We start from the raw sequence: 16299 nt of genomic DNA on the forward strand, positions 1-16299 counted from the left end.
TACAGGCGATGCCCGTAGCCTCCTCGAGTCTCCCTGCGCCGTGGTCACGATCTCGATGTTGCCGTTAGCCACCTGGTGCAGTTCGCTGCGCTCCCCCGGATAAGGGTCTGATCATGTCGTGGTCGGTGGACTGGAAGCCGCGCAATCAGGGCTCCTCACACATTCGATATCTGTTCGAACGTGCACTGCTTTGGGTCCTTGTCGGGGCGCCATCGTAGGAATTTCGTGCCATGCCGGAAGCGATCGCCCGTGACGTGATCGAAACGGACTTCGGCGACCAGTTCAGGCCGCAATGGTTCCCACTGTCCGCTTCTTTCAGTGCTCCAGCGGCTTGGGCCGCCTGGAGCTTTGCCCGTAAAGCCCGGCGGCGATCGCAAAGCTTCAAGTTCCCGGGTCAGCTTTGCGCGACCTTCCGGGGGGATGCTCGAGGTGAACCCCACATGGTCGAGTTGGGCGCTTGTATTGTAGAGACCTAGCAGCAACGAGCCGACCTCGCGGGACTTCGCCAGATAGCGAAAGCCGCCTACAACACAGTCCGCAGTGCGAAGGCGTTTGACCTTGACCATGGCGCGCTCGCCGGGCCGATATTCGTCATCGAGTCGTTTGGCGACAACGCCGTCCGTTGACTCCCGACCTGCCTCTGCAAGCCACATCGTTGCGGTCGCCAGATTTTGCGTGCAGGGCGACAGCTCAAGATCGGTACGGTCAACCGACTTTACGAACGCTTGCAGCGCCCGGCGCCGTGCAGACAGGGGTTGATGGATCAAACTGCTACCGGAGCTGGCCAGCATATCAAACAGGATCAGCCTGGCCGGCGTTTCGACTGACAGTTTTCTGATCCTGCTTTCCGCCGGGTGCAGCCGCATCTGCAGCGAGTCAAATGAAAGCAGGCCATCGACATCGATGACGATCTCGCCGTCGACCACGAATTCTCTCGCATTCAGGTCACGCAACATCGTAACGATTTCGGGAAAATAGCGGCCGAGCGGCTTTCCCGACTTTGCCCGCAAGTCCACATCATCGCCCGCTTTGAAGGCCAGGCAGCGAAACCCGTCCCATTTGGGTTCGTATTGCCACTGGCCGGTGTCACTTGGCAGCGCATCTGCAGTCTTTGCCTCCATCGGCGCGGTGTCCAAGGGAAGGGCGAAGCACGGTTTCACAGGGTTCGATTTCATGCGGCAAGCTTTGCCGAACCGATGCGTTTGATCGCCGTGCTGATCGACCGCGCGCCCTCGGCATAGTCGGCCCATGCGATGGTCTTCCTCAGGAGGCTTGGCACGGTACGCACGGTGTATTTTTTCGGATCGAGATCGGCTCTCACCTGACTCCATGTCAGCGGCATGGATACCGTCGCTCCTTCCCTTGCGCGAGGGGATAGCGGGGCCACGGCTGTCGCCATGCGATCATTTCGAAGGTAGTCGAGAAATATCCTGGACGTTCGCAACTTCTTGGCCATGTTGACGAGGTAGAGGTCCGGACGGTCCGCTGCCATTTGCATGCAAACGGCCTTCGCGAAGGCCTTGGCCTCCGGCCATGTCGTTTTGCTGCGCTGACTGGCCAATGGCGTCACCACATGCAGCCCCTTGCCGCCCGTGGTCTTGCAAAAGCTCACCAACCCCAGATCCTCGAGGCGATCGCGCATTTCCTTGGCGGCCAGGACCACATCCGCAAAGGCGACTTCCGGACCGGGATCAAGGTCGAAGACAAGTCGTCCGGGTAATTCAGGGTGATCGGGCTGACAATTCCAGGGATGCAGCTCTAGGCCGCCTATCTGGGCGATCGCTGCCAATCCTTCAACACGGTCAATTTGCAGATAGGGCTTATGATCGCCGAAGACCTTCACGAGCTCCAGCAGATTGGACGTGCCCGGCATTGCGTGGCGCTGGAAAAACTGCTCGCCGGCAAAGCCGTCAGGCGCTCGCACAAGCGAACAGGGTCGACCTCTAAGATGTTTGATCATCCAGGGGCCGACGCCTTCAAAATATTCCGCCAGGTCGAGTTTGGTAACCGGTTGGCCGCCATCACCAGCATTCGGCCATAGCGGTTTGTCCGGCTTGGAGATGATGATGCCCATGACGACCGGATTTTTTGCCGTGCGGCCGGTTGCTTTTACGGGTTCGGCAATCTGGGTCTCTTGAGGATCAGCTGGACGCTCGGCCTCGACATCTTTCGCAGGCTTGTCAGCACGCAATCCCTTGAAGGCGGCCTGCCTGACATTGCCACCACCGGTCCAGCCGGCGAACTCGATTTCCGCAACAAGTTCTGGCTTGGTCCAAAAGATCGTTGAATCCTTTTGGGGTGCGCCGTCGCCGGTGAACGGCGACTTGTCCGTCTTCATCGCCTTCAGCCTCGGCAGCAGCTGCTTGATCTTCGCCTCGCTGTAGCCAGTCCCGACGCGCCCGATATACGCGAAATGCTCACCCCGATTGACGCCGACCAGCAGCGATCTGAACTTGCCATTGGTTGTCGACCAGCCGCCGATGACCACCTCATGGCCAGCCCGGCATTTGGATTTTGCCCAAGTGTCGGTCCTTCCCGACACATAGGCTGCATCGGATTTTTTGGAGACAATGCCCTCAAGCGAAAGGCGACAGGCGGAGCGCAACACCGCATCGCCGCCATTGGTGAAGTGCTCGACATAGCGAATGAGATTTGCCTCTCCGCGGTCGACTTCGCCAAGCAGCGCGCTCAGCCGCTCCTTGCGTTCAGAGAGAGGCAGCTTGCGCAGATCGACACCGTCCGCAAAAAGCAGGTCAAAGGCAAAGAAGATCAGGTCCGCCGTCCTGCGCTCCGACAATGCGGCTTGCAACGCGGCAAAGTCGGGCGCCCCGTTTTCGCCGAGCGCCACAATCTCGCCATCGATGATCGCGTCGGGAAGTCTGGCCGCCTCCTTTGCGATGGCGCCAAATTTCTGCGTCCAGTCGAGGCCTTTGCGGGTCTTCAGGGTGGCAGCGTTGTCTTCGACCCGCAATTGCACCCGATAACCATCGAATTTGATTTCATGAACCCAGTTCGCCCCTGCTGGCGGCCGAGAAAGCGTGGCGCAGAGTTGTGGTGCGATGAAGTTGGGCATCTTCACCCCGGAAGAGCGCGTGGCCTTTCTGGAACGAGGAGATGGCTTTGCCACTTTCGCGGCGCGTTCGTCGGCAGCATGGCCGCGATTGCTGTCCCACACGGCATCCGCATCGGCCACCACCGAGCCTTGCATCATGAACGGCTTCGGCCCGGCACCCTTTCCCGCGGCAATCTTGTCCATGCTCCGCCCGGAGGCGACGGATCGGTCCTGTGCCAGCACCGCGTCACCATTGCCGTCTGTCGCGTATTTGTCGCGGTGCTTGATCAGCAGCCAGTTGGTCCGCTTCCCCCCGTTGCGGTCGTGCTTCATGCGCACCAAGACAAAACTGCCGTGCAGACGCTTGCCTTCGAGGGTGAACTTAAGATCGCCTTTTTCCAAAGCCTGTTCGGGAGATATGGAGCCTTCCGGCTCCCAATATCCACGATCCCACAGTTGCACGGTGCCACCTCCATACTGCCCCTTGGGGATCGTGCCTTCGAAGTCGCCGTAGTCCAGCGGATGATCCTCAACTTCGACCGCCAGGCGTTTGTCGTGTGGATCCAGTGACGGACCTTTGGTGACGGCCCATGACTTGAAGACGCCGTCGAGCTCGAGACGCAGGTCGTAATGCAGCCGCGTGGCGGCATGTTTCTGGATGACAAAACGGAGCCGGTTCGATGTTGCGATCGATTTCTCGCCGCTGGGTTCTTTGGTCTTGGTGAAATCCCGTTTCGCCCGATAGATGGAAAGCCCGCTCTTTGACATCGAAGTACCCCGCTGATGACGCAACGCGCGACTCAACGCCGTGAGCGGGTTTTGGTTCGGTCAGCGTTGGAAACGCGTAGAGTTTCGGGATGCACGACGCAGCCCCTTCATTCACCGATGTTGGCGAAAGTGTCTATCTCGAGGCTGGTTCGAAATCACAAGTGGACGTAGGCACAACCACGGTAGCGCGGGCAAAACTCAATGCCGGTCGTCGCCTCGCTCCGGCTCGCATAGCCATGAGCGGACATCGGGGAACTTCCCGCCTTTAAGTGTGTTGATTTGAGTTCCTCGCTCGCACCCGGATCATCACAATTCTCAAAGAGGAGTGAAGCGTGCATGTCCCCCTCGAGTTCTGATCGGGGCAATCCCCCAAATCTGGCTCGTCCACGCATTGGGGTCATTTGGCTTTGCGCAGGCGGTCTGCTCGTCGCGGGTCTGGTTCTTGGTTTCGGCTTGGTTGCCGAGGAAGTTCTGGAAGGCGATACCACCGGTTTCGACCGCGCGATCATGCTTGCGCTGCGAAGCCCTACCAATCCCTCCTCTCCCCTCGGTCCGCCCTGGCTCCAGGAGGCAGCGCGTGACGTCACCTCTTTGGGGAGCGTTGTCTTTCTCGGATTCGTGCTTTTTGCGGTGGTCGGGTACCTGCTTCTGGTCAAGAAGCGTGCGCTTGCCGTCTTGACTGGAGGGGCGGTGCTTGGAGGTCAGTTGCTCGGCACAGCTCTCAAGTCGACTTTCGATCGACCCAGGCCCGACATACCTCACGTCACCCGAGTATTCACGGCGAGCTTTCCCAGCGGACACGCAATGCTTTCAGCGATCACGTTCCTGACCGTTGGGGCACTGCTAGCCCACGCTACTCCCGACTGGCGTGTCAAAAGCTACTTTATGGCACTTGCTCTCATTCTTACGGTAGCAGTGGGAGCAAGTCGGGTCTACCTGGCGGTTCACTATCCTACCGACGTCCTTGCCGGCTGGTGCATCGGCACTGGTTGGGCAATCCTTTGCTGGACAATCGCTTTGTGGGTCGAGCGAAACGGTTGGCGCAGAGGCTAGAACCTTGGACGTTTTGACACTCATCAACGATGGTGCCGGCTCCGTCGCTAAGACCGGGGAGGTAAAGGAACTCGTTCGACAAGGCTTGCTCGAGCGAGGCGTGAAAGCCGACGTGAGGATGGTACCCGGCCGGGAGATTGGCAAAATCGCCAAGAGTTTTGTTAGCGACTTCCCTCCCCGCTCGGTAGTGCTAGTTGGAGGTGGGGACGGCACAATCAGCGCCGCCGCGTCGGCTCTTGCGGGCACAGATAAAGTGCTTGGTGTTCTCCCGCTTGGCACTTTGAACCACTTTGCCAAGGACCTTGGTCTGCCCAGGGAATTGGGCGCCGCGATGGATGTGATTGCGGCAGGCAACGCGACAATGATCGATGTTGGGGAGGTCAACGGCCGCGTCTTTCTCAACAATTCGTCTATCGGCGTTTATCCCTTCTTTGTTGCCGAACGCACCACGGAGCAAAGGCGTTCAGGGGCTAGCAAACTTGCCGCGATTGGCCCAGCTCTCGCCCGCACCTTTAAAGCAGCGTCCTGGCAGAGCGTCCAGATCGCCGCTGAGGGCACGCGGGAAGAGTTGCGGACTCCATGCGTTTTTGTTGGCAACAATTTCTACGATGCCGCTGATTTTGGCCGCCGCAAGAGCCTGTCGTCTGGAGATCTGTGCATCTATCTTGTCCGGAAGCAATCTTGGTTGGGCCTGATGGTGCTCCCGCTGAAGATTGCGCTCGGTCTGGTCGACACCGCTCGCGACGTGGAGTTGATACAAGCCAAAACCCTGGAAATCGCTTCGCGGCACCGTGATGTGATCGTCTCTTTGGACGGCGAAGCCGTCGAAATGACAATGCCGCTTCGCTTTCGAATCCGCCCGGGAGTGCTAAGGGTGCTCTCGTCTGCCGAGCAGGATGCAAATCAGGTTGGACAGCGAGCGAAAGCAATAAAGTGAAGACATTGGTTCACCTTTCCGACCTTCATTTTGGGACGGCTGAGAATGAGGTCGTCGAGGCCATCGCGGCCGAGATACGTGATCTTCGTCCAGATCTGGTCGTTGTGTCGGGGGATTTGACACAACGCGCACGCAGAGTTGAATTTTTGCAGGCGAGGGCGTTCCTGGACCTCCTGCCTGGCCCTCAAATCGTCGTGCCGGGCAATCACGACGTTCCGCTCTGGAATGTCTTGGCGCGAGCCGTGACGCCGCTGGCGCGGTACAAACGCTATATCGACCCAGACCTTGAACCCTTTTATGCCGACGCAGAAATCGCTGTCACCGGCATCAACACTGCGCGATCGATGACCATCAAAGATGGTCGAATCAATGTCAGGCAACTTGAGTCCGTCAAACAGAGGCTGGGGAACCTGCCTGCCAACATCACGCGCGTGGTCGTCACGCATCACCCGTTCGAAGGTCGAGATCCCGAAAGCGAGAATGGAATTGTTGGCCGGGCAAGGATTGCGATGGAAGCCTTCTCGCAAAGTCGTGTCGACATAATACTGTCCGGACATCTGCATATTCATCGCGCCGGTTCCAGCGTCGTGAGCTACGCCAAAGAGGGATACGACACGTTGCTCATTCAGGCCGGTACGGCGATTTCATCACGCCGACGCGAAGCCCTCAACTCCTTCAATCTCATTCAAATTGACCGTCCGGAAATTCATTTGGAATGTCGAGAATGGCGGGCGTCACGCAAGAGGTTCGCAGCTGGCGCGCGCTATTCCTTCAGGTTGGGTGCAGATGGGTGGGAAAGCTTGAGAAGCTGATCATCAGAGAAAAATGCACCTAAGGACTTTTTGGGGGCCGCGAATCGACAGCTGGCGTCAAAACATTCGCTGACGTTATCCGCAGCTTGGCACTGCCGTCTCAGAAGCCATTTCCGATCACAAACCGAACATTTGGTGGGACTTTCGCGGACGGTTTCGAGGGCTAAACGCATCGCCGCGTCGCCGCCAGTCTTGTACCTGAGTTCCGTTCCTAATGGACGCCGTCCGAAACTGCGCCACTTCAGGCAGTAAGGAGCCATCAGGCTGTGCCCGCGTTGAGGCACGGAAGGATAATTTCATGAGTACGGAAGCCACCAATCGGAAAGACCTTGGAGCCGATGAGCGTCGCGAACGGCGCAGGTTGCGCAGAGAGAAGCAGCGAATTGAGAACTTTGGACGTGCCGAAAAAATGCATGTCGCCCGCTTGGCCGGGGCAAGTGTAGAGCGCGGGCATAGCGTGCCGTCTCTGGAGGCTTCTGCCTACGTCGGATGCTCGGGATGGTTTTACTGGAAATGGCGGGGACAGTTTTACCCGACGGATCTGCCCGCCAGCGATTGGTTTAATCACTACGCGAAACAGTTCGTTACTGTCGAAATCAACGCATCCTTTTATTCCTGGCCAACCGTCACAAATGTCAAAGGCTGGGCTCGGCAAGCTGGTAACCGCAGTTTCGTCTACACAATTAAAGTCTGTGAGCTGATCACTCACATCAAGAGGTTCAAGGGCACCAAGACCCTCGTGATGGATTTTGGAATGATTGCCGATATCCTCGGTGAGCGAATGGGCTGCTTTCTATTCCAGCTCCCGCCCCGCTACCATTTCACAAAGGCGAGGCTAAACGGCATCCTCGGCCAACTCGACCCGGCCCGGCGCAATGTGGTGGAGTTTCGTCACGCCAGTTGGTGGAACGAAACGGTTTACTCGGCCTTTCGTGAGACGGGCACAATCTTTTGCTCATGCAGCGCTCCTCGTCTTCCGGATGTCTTGGTGCGGACAGCAGATGACGTCTACGTGCGGCTCCACGGTCCAATGCGGTGGTACCGGCATGACTACACCAGAGACGAGCTAACGGAATGGGCTGACAAAATCCGAGCCAGCGGCGCAACGAGAGCTTGGGTTTATTTCAATAACGACTACGAGGGCTTTGCGCCAAAGAATGCCCTCGCGATGCGCCGCTTGTTGGAGGAACAACCCTTGGATGATCAACCACCTATCGGCGCCGATGAATGCATGATGAGGGTCCCCACTCACGTGATTGGAAAAGGACGCGCTTAGGGGCGGATCCGCTTCAATTCCCTACAGCAGTGTCAACGGCAGTCCCCAATAGAATTGCCTGCGGGACCGAAACAACCGCCAGCAGAGCAGTCGGCCCCCTTCATGATAAAACCGGCCCTCCCGCAATCTGCAACCTAGTGTCTGTTCGAACGTTGATCGCCATCGAAACACGGGGGCCTATGATGGACGACAAACAATTCGACAAACCGGTCAGGGTTCGCCTCTTCGAGGGCGCAAAGACGCTGGCTGTTAGATCTGCACGTCAAGCTTCCGCATTGCTTGCTAGCACTGACTGGCCAGGTGAGCGAACCGAGCTGCATCGTGATGCGTTTGAAACCGCTGAGAAGGTGGTGGAGGGGAGCCGTTCCACGGTCGACAGCCGCACCCGGTTCGAAGAAGCCGCTCGTGAAGCTGGGATATTCGTGGAGAGCGACGATGACGATGGTCGCAAGGTGACCTATTTTGAGAGCAGTGTGAAAATCCGCCCTTATGGCAGCTCATCTGTGCGCGAAGTGAAGTCTCTTCAGGGAGCGAGCGAAGTGCTGATTGACTGGCCACACGCCAAGCGCGGGCCTTTTTACCAGTCGGCGCGACAAGTCGTCGAAGCCGCGATCGAGGGTACGTCACTTCCTTCGCAAGCTCGGGAGGCTTTTGTGGCTCTGGCTGAACACGCCGGAATTCTGGTCGCCCGTGCCTAAACTCGTGGGTTGGGAAACCTGAGTCCCTTATGTCCGTCGTTCTGCATAGGCAATCCCCGAAGTCAATTTCACTTGCGGGCGGCAAAGGCCTTCATGCCTCGTTTTATCGATGCATAAGCCTCTTTGGTGTCCTGCCAGCCTTTGAACTTGAGCTCCTTGCCAGTGCCAATGACGGAGGAAAGAAAGAACTGTTCGATTTCCCGCCGAAGGTCTTCGGGGACGTGATCGGCAGCAACCGGTTCGTCGGATGCGTCCTGCTTGCGCGGACAAAAGATATAGCGGTCATTGCGCAGGGCCTTGCCTCCTTGATCCTTCTGCCTGACACGCAACGCTCCCAACAAGTCGCATTTGATCACCACGCCTGAGGCGGTCGCCGCGCAATGAATGACGAGCCCATCGAGGGGATCGCCATCCTCACCTAACGTGGAGGGTATAAAGCCCCAGTCGTAGGGGTAAATCATTCCGGCCGGCAAGGGACGGACATAGCCGAATACCTGAGTTGCCGGCTCATAGGCGATCTTGGCGGCCGCGCCACGCGGGGTTTCAATCACCACTCTGATCAGGCCATTCGTCCGCGTCGGCAGCTTTAGATAATTGGGCATCCGGAGACCTTTACGGCGAGTCTGAGTTCCCTCTGTATGGAACCTCAGGACGCGGAGAATGTTCCAAGGCAGTCCCCCTCAAAGAGATTTCACAAACTCAATGCAGTCGCGAGGCGCGGGTAGGCTTGGGAGAAATCCTATCTTTTCAACTTTGCCACAATCTCGGCGGTGTTCGCGGTCTCGATATGTTGCCCGTATCGATTGCTGAAAAGATCGATCATCGCGTCGTGTGATTGGTCCGAAGCGCTGCACACCGCATCCTCCACGACAATCGTTCGATATCCGTAGTCCGCGGCACCGAGAACGGTCGAAAGCACACACATGTCGGTCTCGCCTCCCGTGACAAGGACGGTATCGCAACCTCGCGCTTCAAGCCGCGCGCGAAGGTCGGAACCGAGCCAGGGCGAATAGACAGGCTTGTCGACCACTTCGGCTGGCGGTATGAATTTCTGCAGATCCGGAGCGAGATTGACCAACTGGGGGCCCATTTGCTCGATGGTCATCATGTCCCATCGACGGTAGTATCGCTTCCAGGTACCTACCCCGTCGCCTGCCCGGTGCGCCGGAATGAACCGCGTGAAGTACGTATTGTCAGCGCATGTTTCGCACAACTTTACTATGTTTGGCAGCACCCTCGGCATCCAGGAAAGTGCCCACGGCGTCTCTTCCAGATACATGCGTTGCATATCGACGCAAACGTGGACGGCTCGACGTCCGATTGGGTCGTCCCTGAGAGTCGAACGACAGGCCACGACGCTAGCCCTTACTAACTGATCCTTGAGCGGCGTTCCCCGCGACTAGCCATGATCCTTCCGGCCGGAGCCGCCCTGCTTTTTGCCGCCGCCATCTTCCTTGTTGACGGTCGCCCATGCCCGGCGTTCGGCTTCCTTGTCCGATACACCGCGCTTCTCATATCCATCGGCAATATGGTCGGCCTTTCGCTCCTGCTTGTCGGTATATTTCGATTTTTCTCCTCGTGGCATGGTCGTCACTCCTCGTTGAATTGCTCACAACGGAGGGGTTCACCGAAGGTTCCGCTGTCTGGCGATTCAAAAGATGCCGTGCGATCCGGCCGTCTTATCTTGAATGTATTCGAACTGCGAGCTCAGCAAGTCATAAGGTCCTGGCGGACCTCTCAACATGAGATAGTTTAGCGGCAGTTCTTTTGACGATCGTCAGGAACAACCTTCTTCCCCGCGCATTGCCTGTCGTCAGACAGGAGGTTCAAATGGAACTGATGAACACAGTGGTCCGCCGAAACACGTTCGGCAACGTTGTGGAATTTCTTGGCGAAGGCGGCGAGGCAGTGAGTGTTACCATTGCGTCTGGCGGAGGCAGGGCAGACGATGAGCTCGTGGAAACAGCCAAGCAGATGATGGTCCAAATCGTGGCCTTCGACCGAGCCGATATCGGCGTCCCCCTGACCGCCGAAGGATCCGCTCAGGTCTACACTTTCGAGTACCAGGACAAGGGTATTATTCGGGTAATGCCGGGAATTTCCTTGCCGAATCTGAAGGCGGTGCAAGACGAGGTCAACCGATCTGCGGAGGATTTGTGGAAGGACGCACTCGACAAGGCTGAGGCACCGGTGGGATGGGCAGTCCGCGCCCGAGACGCAAGCGGCAAAATCGTGGCGACGTGCACCTATGAGGACCTTCAACTCCGCGACGCATAAAATTTGCTTTTCGCCAGGGAACGAGTCCGGAAACGAATTGTTATTTGGTCGCCTCCAGTCGACGAGGCGGTCATAAACAACAAAAAAGGAAAACGCGATGGCGACGACCAAGGCATCATCCAAAGACCTCAATAACCTGTTTCACGACACGCTCAAGGACATTTACTTCGCGGAGAAGAAGATCCTCGCGACCCTGCCGAAGATGGCCAAGGCGGCGCAGAGCGCCGATCTGAAAGCCGCCTTCGAAAAGCATCACGGTGAAACGCAGGAGCACGTTGCTCGCCTCGAAGAGGTGTTCGAGGTGATAGGCAAGAAGCCGGCGGCGAAGACCTGTGCTGCCATTATGGGAATCACCGAGGAGGGCGCCGAGATCATGGAGGAATACAAGGGTTCTCCTGCCCTCGACGCCGGCCTGATCGCTGCGGCCCAAGCCGTGGAGCATTACGAAATCTCGCGCTACGGAACGCTGCGGACCTGGGCGGCGGAAATCGGCCTGAATGAGGCGGTCAATCTCCTTGACCTGACGCTTGGCGAAGAAAAAGCAACCGACGCGGCCCTTACGGAACTCGCGGAATCCGCGGTCAATGTCGCTGCAGAAGCGGCATAGGCAGACAGGTTTCCTCATTTCCTGTCTTCCTGAGCCCTGGTGGTCGATCACCAGGGCTCGCCCATCGAGCCCTTTTCGAAACATCTAATCGCTGGCGCTAGCCACAACGTCATCAGCAAGACAACGCCCGCAACACGTTGCGCACAAAGGCAGAAATTCACACGCGGCTCGGATCGAAGAACGGGCCCCGAATGCGACGGCGGCCGGTCGAAGCCAAGCGGCTTTGAAGGAATACGGCCACGAAATACTTCGAGGCAATGCCGCCGTTCTCTTTCCGTGAACGAAGGGGCGCCCAAGGAACAAAATCGCCGTTCCACATGGGACAGGCGGCGAAGGGTGGGTCGTTAGCGTTATCGGGAGGTTCAAATGGGTTTTTTCGGAAGTTGTTTTCTGGGACCGCAAGCAAGAAAACGGCCAAGAAAGTCGGTGACATGAGGAAGGCGACCGGCGCCGGCCCTGCACTCGCCGCGCACTCAAAGGACGCTAAATCGACCGCGCCGACTGGACAAATCCGGCGGCCGCCGCCAAGAAAAGTGACCAGTGACTGCTTTGGCGGTCAGAAGGGCTCATTCAGACTGGCTTCTACAAAAGCCAGCGGCGCTACGAGCGTCCAAACGACACCGTTATCGCTGTATTCAATATCGGCTGAACCGCTCAAGGCCTGCGGAGCGACCCGTTTCAGCACCACGGATCCGAAACCGCCCTTGGGAATGGATTGCACCGTTGGGCCGCCTGTTTCGGTCCAGGTCAGCCTGATGATCTTCTCCCCGTCGATTTTGGTCACATCCCAAACCACCGCGATGTTGCCCGTGTGGCCGGACAGAACCCCGTATTTGGCGGAGTTGGTAGCGAGTTCGTGGAAGGCGATGCCGAGATACTGAACTGCATTGGGACTGAGCGTGATGGAGGGCCCTGACATCGAGAGCATGTCGTCGCTGCCGAAAGGCTTCGACTGCGCCAGCAAGAGTTCGAAAATGGTGGCGCCCTTCCAGTCCCCTGACACCAGCAGATCGTGGGAGCGCGAAAGTGCCATGATACGCTCTCGGACCTGCTGTTCAAATATCGCGGGGCTTTCAGAGCGCTTATTCGTTTCTCGGATCATCGACAAAATGACCGAGTATTGGTTCTTCACCCGGTGGTTGACTTCGCGCATCAGCATGCGGATACGGTGCTCGCTCTCCCTGGCCCCCGAAATGTCTCGAGCGATCTTCGACGCCCCGACAATGCGCCCAGCTGTTCCACGGACCGGCGACACTGTCAGGGAGATAGGCACTAGGCTTCCGTCTTTGCGTTGGCGGGTCGTTTCGTAACTTTCCACCCGCTCGCCCTTGCGAATCCGCTCCAGGATGCGAGGTTCTTCATCCAGATGATCTTCCGGAATAAGCATGTAGATAGGGTTGCCGATCGCTTCCTCCGCTGAATAGCCAAACAGGCGCTCGGCGCCCTTGTTCCAGCTCTTGATGACACCGTTCAGATCTTTGCTGACGATGGCGTCTTGGGAAGACTCTACAATGGCTGACAGGTGCTGCTTTGCCTCGTCGGCAATCGCGCGCTCCGTGAGGTCCACCAGCATGTTGACGGCGCCGATCAGCTCACCGCTTTCATTGCGGATCGGCGTTGGAAAAGGTTGAAACGGAAAGAGCGTTCCATCCGGGCGCTGTGCCAAAGCTTGCTGGTTGCGGACGGGGCGATTTTCCTTCAAAGCGATGGCCATGGGGCATTGATCGTGAGGGAGTTCCGTACCGTCGGGATTGAACAGCCTGAATGTAACGCACCATTTGTCCTTGCCGATCTCGGGCGAACGGCCGGCGAATTCCGCCGCAGCGGGATTGAAGTAGGTGATCGTGCCCGCCTGGTCTGTCGTATAAACAGCCACAGGAAGATTATCGAGTATCTGATGGAACTGGTCGTCTTGGCTGACGAGTTCAGCGCGGGCTCGGTGCAGATCCGTCACATCGATCGTAAAGCATCGCGTACCGACCAGCTTGCCGCTTTCAATACGAGCCGTCGACGTGATCTCGACATGCCTGATCGATCCGTCCGACTTGCACAACCGTGCCGGGTATTTGTTGATCTTCTCCCCGCGATTGAGACACGCCAAAATATCGTCGATGACTTCGGCGTCGGCGTAGAAATCGCCGATATGTCTCCCGATATACTCGCTCGCATCATAACCGAGCAGATCGAGTTCGGCCTTGTTGGCGTGAATTATGACCCCGTCATTGCCGACGACGTGAAGGGCGATGCTGCCATTTTCGAAAAAATCTTTGTAGTCGAAATCCCTTTCGGAAGAAGGCTGCGCTCTCGAATCTACGATTTCCAAGTCTGCCACGTTTGTCCCCATTTTCTGAAACATAACCATACGAAACCCTGCACGAAGCAATCTGTTCCTCCTGGCCGTTAAATTTCAGCCTCCCCCTCAGGATGGCCCGCACCCTCCGACGCCAGGGCACGGGCCACTCAGGCGTTGCCACCTGATCGATTGCCGGTGAACAGAAGCTGAAGGTCCCAGCGAGCTCGATCCTCAGCACACGGCCAAATTGGACAAGCTCCATCAAGCCGATGCACCACTCGAACAGCCTTATGTCGAGGCGCAGCGCACTTCCCATACGGACGCGGTCTTCTTGTTTGAGGCCTACGCTAAGGATGGCGACAAAGCCACGGTCAAGTCTTTCGCGCAGGGGACCTTGCCGACGCTCAAGATGCACAACGACAGGATCGACAAGATCACCACGACTTATGCGACACACCGGCTGTCACGACCACCGAAACAACCAATCCGTCAGCTCCCGTACCGCCAGCCTTGTTCCGATCGTCAGATTGCGGAAAGAAGGTGGCCCGTGCTGTGACAGCGCGGGCCACCTTAGAGTTTACTGAGCAGTTATTCGCTGCTTGTCGCGATTCTGCGCGTAAGTGCCCTTGTCATAGGCAGTCTGCGCCTCAAGCTGAGCCTTGGTAAAATTGGTGTAGAGATACCGGTTTCCATCCTTGTCGGTCAGAAACTTCAATTTCTCCAAGCCAATGGCCACCGGTTTTTCGCCCATGCCGAGGAATCCACCCACATCGACGACGACGGCATCGACCTTTTTATCGCCGCTTAGAACGACGTCTCCAATCTCGCCGACTTTTGCATCGTCGGCGCCATAGACCGTGGTGCCGATGAAATCCTTGGTGCTGATTTTGTCCATCGGCATCTCGGTCAGCGAAGACTTGTCGATTGCCGCGGTGGCCGTGTTGTCGGTCGTGGCTGGGGCCACTTTGTTGTTGGCTGCGGTGGCTGCGACATCATTGGTGTTCGAGGCCGCTGCTGTGTCGTAGACCTTCAGGTCAAAATCCTTTTGCGCTTGGAGGTCTTCTTTGGTGGTCTTCGCGACCAGCCAGCGATCACCTTTCTTCTCGACCCACTCGGCCTTGCTGAAATCGTAGGCGACGTTCTTTTCCCCCAGGCCCAAAAACCCGCCTACGCCGATGATAATGTATTTGGCTTTGCCGTCCTTCGAGAGAACGATGTCTTTGACATCGCCGATCTTCTCGGCATCGTCTGCGGCGCTATCATAGACGTCGGCGCCTATGATCTTGGTGACGAGGCTGCCGTCTGCAACGGCCGCCGTCGCCGTCGCCGCAGTCGTCGTAGCGGTGGCAGGTTTGGTGGCATCTTCAGCGGCGGCCCCTGATATCCACACGCCAAACGAAAGCAGGGTTGCTATTGCGGCAGTAGCCAAAAGTTTGCTGATCATGGTACGTTTCCTTGTGCGTTAGTGTTGATGCACGCCGCGTTCGGCCGAACCATTCCAGGGAGGCTGAGCGCGGCACAGTTTGCGTCGTCACAACGGCCCGCACGATGCGAAGTTCCCTTTGTAATTCGGATGGCTTAGTTGGCTGGGCGTGAGATCGCAGCTGTTGAATTGATCGATGTAACGTGGCGTTTCGCAGGCCACAAACTCCGTTATTGGTAAAACCGGAGTCACCCAATTTCCCCGGCTACCCGGCAGCCGTATCGCGGAACCTTGTTGGCCTAGAACCGTTCACTTGCCGAACCAATTGGGGTTCGAGGAAAGGGGAAAATCATGCAGAATCCTGGTGTCGGCTGGCTGGCAGCGATCATCATTGGCGGTATCGCGGGATGGCTCGCCGAGATGTTCATGAAAAGCAACATGGGCGTGGTCATGAACATCATTTTGGGGATCGTGGGTGCGATTGTCGCCAACCTCATCCTTAGCGTGCTTGGCATATCGTTGGCAGGCTGGCTCGGCTATCTGGTCGCCGGCTTCATCGGAGCATGTATCTTGATCGCTGTGGCCCGCGCGATCAAACGCTGATCCGCGAACCATTGCAGACGCTCAACCCGAGCCCTTCGCCTGGCGAAGGGCTCGGCATCCTCAGCCTATGCCGTCCGCCTCGGAGCTGTGACATGTTCCCATTGAAGGGAACAGGGCCATGGATCGAAAAACGTGCGGTGCAAGGAGCGTAGGCGGGCAAATGCCCGTTGGCGGCTGGCCGAGAACCGCGGCTCAGCGTCTATAAATGTCGGCCCGCGTCGGCGGCAGGCCGCTTGGGCCGCGCGCGCGCTTGGTGACGACGGTCTGGAAAATCTGTGCCGAGGCACGCTCGAAGGTGATCGAGCAGCCGGTGAGATATAGCAGCCAGAGCCGCGCCTTGGCCTCACCCACTTCGGCAATCGCTTCGTCGAACCGTGCCTGGAGGCGCTCGGCCCACAGACGGCAGGTGCGGGCATAGTGCTCGCGCAGGTTTTCGACGTCATAGACGAGGAAGCCATGCGCCTCGAGATTGCCGAGCGTCATGCCGATGGTGTCGAGTT

15 protein-coding genes and 2 pseudogenes are annotated in these 16299 nt (G+C 57.7%); 9 read left to right on the forward strand and 8 right to left on the reverse strand.

The annotated features are described in order from the left end of the window. Window positions 1–155: 155 nt before the first annotated feature. Both AC1DVW_RS23315 and ligD read right to left on the reverse strand, forming a co-directional pair. Window positions 156–1175 (reverse strand): ATP-dependent DNA ligase, encoded by a 1020-nt coding sequence (locus tag AC1DVW_RS23315; protein WP_477326236.1) that lies wholly within the window; start codon window positions 1173–1175, stop codon window positions 156–158. Beyond that, the gene (gene ligD / locus AC1DVW_RS23320; protein ID WP_477326238.1) at window positions 1172–3820 is read right to left on the reverse strand and encodes a DNA ligase D; all 2649 of its coding nucleotides are present in this window, start codon (window positions 3818–3820) and stop codon (window positions 1172–1174) included. Before ligD ends, AC1DVW_RS23315 begins: the two co-directional genes overlap by 4 nt. Before the next feature lie 507 nt (window positions 3821–4327). On the opposite strand from ligD, the gene AC1DVW_RS23325 reads away from it, so the two are divergent. From AC1DVW_RS23325 to AC1DVW_RS23345, 5 genes are all read left to right on the forward strand, one after another. Continuing rightward, window positions 4328–4873, forward strand: a complete 546-nt coding sequence (locus AC1DVW_RS23325; protein ID WP_477326276.1) for a phosphatase PAP2 family protein — start codon at window positions 4328–4330, stop codon at window positions 4871–4873. Between the two features lie 4 nt (window positions 4874–4877). After that, the gene (locus tag AC1DVW_RS23330) at window positions 4878–5810 is read left to right on the forward strand and encodes a diacylglycerol/lipid kinase family protein (protein ID WP_477326240.1); all 933 of its coding nucleotides are present in this window, start codon (window positions 4878–4880) and stop codon (window positions 5808–5810) included. Further along, window positions 5807–6622 (forward strand): metallophosphoesterase family protein, encoded by an 816-nt coding sequence (locus AC1DVW_RS23335; protein WP_477326241.1) that lies wholly within the window; start codon window positions 5807–5809, stop codon window positions 6620–6622. Before AC1DVW_RS23330 ends, AC1DVW_RS23335 begins: the two co-directional genes overlap by 4 nt. Window positions 6623–6920: 298 nt before the next feature. Next, on the forward strand, window positions 6921–7898 hold the full coding sequence (locus AC1DVW_RS23340; RefSeq protein WP_477326243.1) for a DUF72 domain-containing protein: 978 nt from the start codon (window positions 6921–6923) through the stop codon (window positions 7896–7898). Window positions 7899–8080: 182 nt separating this feature from the next. Further along, window positions 8081–8596, forward strand: a complete 516-nt coding sequence (locus AC1DVW_RS23345; RefSeq protein WP_477326245.1) for a DUF982 domain-containing protein — start codon at window positions 8081–8083, stop codon at window positions 8594–8596. A 68-nt stretch (window positions 8597–8664) separates the two neighbouring features. On the opposite strand, the gene AC1DVW_RS23350 is transcribed toward AC1DVW_RS23345, so the two are convergent. From AC1DVW_RS23350 to AC1DVW_RS23360, 3 genes and pseudogenes are all read right to left on the reverse strand, one after another. Then, window positions 8665–9198, reverse strand: coding sequence for an inorganic diphosphatase (locus AC1DVW_RS23350; protein WP_477326247.1), 534 nt, complete (start codon window positions 9196–9198; stop codon window positions 8665–8667). Between the two features lie 137 nt (window positions 9199–9335). Then, on the reverse strand, window positions 9336–9950 hold the full coding sequence (locus tag AC1DVW_RS23355) for a cysteine hydrolase family protein (protein ID WP_477326249.1): 615 nt from the start codon (window positions 9948–9950) through the stop codon (window positions 9336–9338). A 51-nt stretch (window positions 9951–10001) separates the two neighbouring features. Continuing rightward, window positions 10002–10181: pseudogene (locus AC1DVW_RS23360) on the reverse strand (plasmid stabilization protein); the annotation flags it as partial. A 245-nt stretch (window positions 10182–10426) separates the two neighbouring features. Here AC1DVW_RS23360 and AC1DVW_RS23365 point away from each other — a divergent pair. Further along, window positions 10427–10873, forward strand: coding sequence for a DUF6894 family protein (locus AC1DVW_RS23365; protein ID WP_477326251.1), 447 nt, complete (start codon window positions 10427–10429; stop codon window positions 10871–10873). Window positions 10874–10970: 97 nt separating this feature from the next. Beyond that, window positions 10971–11480 (forward strand): YciE/YciF ferroxidase family protein, encoded by a 510-nt coding sequence (locus AC1DVW_RS23370; protein ID WP_477326253.1) that lies wholly within the window; start codon window positions 10971–10973, stop codon window positions 11478–11480. A 556-nt stretch (window positions 11481–12036) separates the two neighbouring features. Here AC1DVW_RS23370 and AC1DVW_RS23375 read toward each other — a convergent pair. Then, complete coding sequence (locus tag AC1DVW_RS23375) at window positions 12037–13812, reverse strand: PAS domain S-box protein (RefSeq protein ID WP_477326254.1); 1776 nt, start codon at window positions 13810–13812, stop codon at window positions 12037–12039. A 187-nt stretch (window positions 13813–13999) separates the two neighbouring features. Here AC1DVW_RS23375 and AC1DVW_RS23380 point away from each other — a divergent pair. Beyond that, window positions 14000–14329: pseudogene (locus AC1DVW_RS23380) on the forward strand (DUF4142 domain-containing protein); the annotation flags it as partial. Between the two features lie 21 nt (window positions 14330–14350). Here the strand turns inward: AC1DVW_RS23380 and AC1DVW_RS23385 are convergent. Then, the gene (locus tag AC1DVW_RS23385) at window positions 14351–15217 is read right to left on the reverse strand and encodes a PRC-barrel domain-containing protein (RefSeq protein WP_477326256.1); all 867 of its coding nucleotides are present in this window, start codon (window positions 15215–15217) and stop codon (window positions 14351–14353) included. Window positions 15218–15547: 330 nt separating this feature from the next. On the opposite strand from AC1DVW_RS23385, the gene AC1DVW_RS23390 reads away from it, so the two are divergent. Then, window positions 15548–15799, forward strand: a complete 252-nt coding sequence (locus tag AC1DVW_RS23390) for a GlsB/YeaQ/YmgE family stress response membrane protein (RefSeq protein WP_111546598.1) — start codon at window positions 15548–15550, stop codon at window positions 15797–15799. A gap of 192 nt (window positions 15800–15991) precedes the next feature. Here the strand turns inward: AC1DVW_RS23390 and AC1DVW_RS23395 are convergent. Beyond that, a partial coding sequence (locus AC1DVW_RS23395) for a class I SAM-dependent methyltransferase (protein ID WP_477326258.1) occupies window positions 15992–16299 on the reverse strand: 308 nt, incomplete at its 5' end.

It is taken from the genome of Mesorhizobium sp. P3_B5 (genome assembly GCF_056402815.1).